General features: G+C 56.1%; 3 protein-coding genes. All 3 read left to right on the top strand.

The genetic code is table 11. The features are described from left to right. Nucleotides 1–496: hypothetical protein (locus tag ACFE72_RS24060; protein WP_375415639.1), on the top strand; the 496-nt coding region annotated here is incomplete at its 5' end. A gap of 222 nt (nucleotides 497–718) precedes the next feature. Then, complete coding sequence (locus ACFE72_RS24055) at nucleotides 719–2350, top strand: class I SAM-dependent methyltransferase (protein WP_375415638.1); 1632 nt, start codon at nucleotides 719–721, stop codon at nucleotides 2348–2350. A gap of 460 nt (nucleotides 2351–2810) precedes the next feature. Next, on the top strand, nucleotides 2811–4050 hold a 1240-nt coding region (locus ACFE72_RS24050; RefSeq protein ID WP_375415637.1), incomplete at its 3' end, for a hypothetical protein.

Here is a 4050-nt window from a genome sequence, read left to right as displayed (position 1 = left end):
GTCGAGTGTCGCCGTTTTTTGCTATTTCGCAACGGTGCCTTTTTTCATCGAGCGGAATTTTTCACTGGCAATTTTTGGTTTTGCGCTGTTGCTGTCGGCATGGATCGGGTCGGGTCGGGCGCGACCGCTTGCGCTTGCCGCGCTTGCCGCCGCGCTGATACCGATGGCCTACTGGTCGCTCCAAATCGGCCGCAGCAGTTATGAGGGCCCGTTCATGCGCCGAGCCGCTTGGCAGGCTGCGAATTTACGCGAGCCGGTAACGTCGTTCTGGAGCGCGAAGCCGGGCTTTGCCGACGAACTTCCGGTTTGTTCAGGCGTGTTGGGTATCCCGGATGTCAACGACGATTTTTCCCGCCGTCTCCACACCTATGTGCGATCGACCGGGCGAAAGGAAGTTGCGCACTACACATCCCGCTTCTCTATTGTCCCAACCAGCACGCTTCACACCTATCTCGACATGGACATGTATTACTATACCTGCCATTCTGAACGCTAATGCGAGTTCCGCTTGAGCAATTCAAGCGTTCGCTTCACGCTGCCCCACATCCGGCTGGTGCCGGAGCAGTGCGGCAGCAACTTATCCACTTTGCACCGTTTCGCAGCGAGTCCGAATTATCAGCGCTGTGCGCCGCCGGCGCGGGATCTGACGAGGATGAAATGCCGCAGCCAGCACCAACAGGTGGACGGACCCTGGGCAATACCGAGCGGCATTTAGCGCTTGCGCTTCCGGCAGCCCTTTATTAACGCTGAGATAAATGGGAACCTCGTACCTGAGGCCGGGATTTTGCGGATTCTCGGTGCCGATGTTGAGGTTTTTCGCGAAGGGTTCTTCTCTCAGGGTCGTTTCGAATCGGCAAGGGCGAAATCGATGGAAGTGGCAGACGAACCGCGAGTTGATTTATTGCTGCCGGGAACGCCGGGCAGAATTGAACTCGAATATCCCGCCCGTCTTGTCCAGCCATCGGCCTGGATCGGGCACATACCATTTGCTCTTTGGTTGATCGGCGCCCTGAAGCCCGGCATGGTTACTGAACTTGGGGTTCACACCGGCAACTCCTATTGCGCGTTCCTGCAAGCCGTCCACACCCTGGGTATCGAAACGCGATGCTTTGGCATCGACCATTGGCAGGGCGACGCGCACTCAGGGCATTATGGTGACGAGGTATACAACGAGCTCAGGGCCTATCACGACCCGCGGTACGGAACATTCTCGACGCTGCTTCGCAGTTCTTTCGAAGAGTCGCGGCCTTATTTTTCCGACGGCAGCGTTGACCTGCTTCATATCGACGGCTTTCACACCTACGAGGCCGTTTCAGCGGATTTCCAATCCTGGCTGCCAAAAGTAAGTTCGCGTGGTGTAGCGCTGTTTCACGACATCAACGTCCGCGAGCGGGGTTTCGGCATTTGGCAGTTTTGGGAGGAAGTGACTTCCCGATATCCCCATTTTGAGTTCTTGCACTCCCACGGTTTGGGCATCGTCTATTTGGGTAGCGAACCGCTGACCGGTCCGCTGAAAACCCTGTTTGCGGCCAAAACCATTGCGGAACGGGAGGGAATCCAGAATTACTTTGCCCGGCTCGGGATTTCAGTTGTCGAGCGGCTCGCCACTCAGACGCTCGCGGCGGAAATTGACACGATGAAGGCGCAAGTGGGGTCGCTCGCGGCCGATCTTACCGAAGCGCGGTCGAAGCTGGACGAGGCTGAGAGAAATGCAGAGGCCGTGATGGTGCAGGCCCGGATCAAGACTTCCATGACGCAGCAGCGCCTAGCCGTCACGGCCCGGCTGCAGCGGGAACTGATTGCAGCCAATCTCGAAACAAATTCCTTACAGGCAGACGCGGCGCATCTGCATCAAGAGCTGCATACCACTAACCTCGAAACGGCACGCCTGCGTCAAGAGCTGCATGCCGCCAACCTCGAAACGGCCCGTCTGCATCAAGAACTGCATACCGCCAACCTCGAAACGGCGCGCCTGCGTCAAGAGCTGCATACCGCCAACCTCGAAACGGCGCGCCTGCGTCAAGAGCTGCATACCGCCAACCTCGAAACGGCCCGAGTGCATCAAGATCTGCACACTGCCAACCTCGAAACGGCGCATCTGCGTCAAGAGCTGAATAATGCCAACCTTGAAAGGCGATCCTGGCACGTAGACATGACCCGGCTGCAGCAAGAGCTGGTTACGGCCGACCTAGAAAAGGATATCTATCAGCGGCGGCTTGACGACGTCCTTCAATCAAGATCTTGGTGGCTGACCAAGCCCCTTCGATGGGCGAACGCCGGACTAAGACGTCTACCGGCTCAGGATCCCCAACCAGATGACGGTTCAAGGACCGCCGTCACCAAGTCCTGACATTCTGCAAACATGGCACCGCTCGGCGCCTGGATTTTAAAAACCTTAAGAATACCGGTTGGAACTGCGCCCTCTGCGCAGGAAAGCGGCGAGCCCGCACCATTCGCTCTCTTTTCAAAAAGTGAAGCCTGCCCTGAGCGAGGGGTAACCGAACGGCCTCGATCAGCCATGGAAAATCGCAACATCAATCGCGTGTCGAGTTGATGTTGCGCTACCTCGCAAGCCGAACACACACCAGGTGAATTGCCTGGAAAATGGTATTTCGTCTTCAAGGGGTTGTTCGAAGCAGCGCTTACACCATAATCGTGTATTTGCTATCGATTTCAACCTTGATCCATCGCCAGCACTGCATTGCCGCGATTTGAAGAAAAGGCGCGCTCAACTTTTTTCATTGTGCTTGAAAGATTGCGCTATAACGAAGCCTTCTGAACCTACCCATTGCCGGAATCGTGGAAGAGCTTTGGCAGTATTAGACGTGATGGCAAATACCCCTGAAATTCCTGAATCGAATGCGCCTCGGCGAAAGGTCGTTCTTGTCTGCGGAATGCATCGAAGCGGAACATCCGCGTTGGCAGGAGCACTCAAGCTGCTCGGCGTTGCGGCACCAAAAACGTTGGTTCCAGCGCACTCCAGCAATCCCAGAGGTCACTGGGAAAGCGCGCCGCTGGTCGATCTGTTTGAAACCATGCTGACCGACGTGGGCTCTTCCCATCTTGATTGGCGTGCCGTCAATCGAGAATGGTTCAATTCCGACAGTGCACGCCGATACCGGCAGTCGATCAAGAGCGTGATAGCTTCGGAATTCGAGGACTCGTCGCTGTTTTTTATCAAGGATCCTCGTATTTGCCGATTTATGCCACTGATGATCGAAACAATCCAAGAGCTGAACATTCAGCCATATATCGTTCTGCCCTTACGAAATCCGCTTGAGGTTGCAAACTCGCTTGCGCGCCGGAATGGTCTGCCGGTTGCGGAATCCCTGCTAGTTTGGCTGCGGCATGTGTTGGAAGCCGAGCATCACTCACGTTCGCTTCCTCGCTCCTTTATTGAATACCACGTACTAGTGTCCGACTGGCGCGCGGTATTGAAGCCGTTATTTGAAAAAATGAATGTAATGTGGCCTGATTTAGAAACCATCGCCCATGAGGTAGATGAGTTTTTAGAACCGGATTTGCGGCACGAGAACATTCCGGCGAACGACTTGGCGACCAACGACAGCACGACCTTTTGGGTAAAGAAAGCATATCGATGTTTCACGGCGCTTTCGGAGGGAAAGCGGTCAAAAAGCCTTTTGAACGATCTATCGAGTTTAAAATCTGATTTCGATATTGCATGTGAGGCGTTCGATCTCGGTACCGGGCAAATTCATCACTCGGTAGTCGATCGGTTTAATTTCGAAGAAGCAAAGCTCCATAGTCCATTCCTGGCGGCCGGCGGGGAATCGCGCGGGTTGGCGGCCGGGAGCGCCGATCAGCGGTTGGCTGCTGCAAGCGAGGATTTGCGGCGACTGGTCGGCGAAGTGGCGCAACGCGACCGGCGGCTCGGGGCGGCTGATAGCGATCTGCGGCGGCTGAGGCGCGAGATCGAGGATCGTGAACAGCGGCTCAAGGCGGCCGACGCCGATCTGCGGCGGCTGATGGGCGAGATCGAGGATCGCGAGCAGCGGCTGAAGGCGGCCGACGGGGATCTGCGGCGGCTGA

This window comes from uncultured Bradyrhizobium sp. (assembly GCF_964252615.1).
GTDB lineage: Bacteria > Pseudomonadota > Alphaproteobacteria > Rhizobiales > Xanthobacteraceae > Bradyrhizobium.
This window is presented reverse-complemented; position numbering and strand designations above follow the sequence as displayed.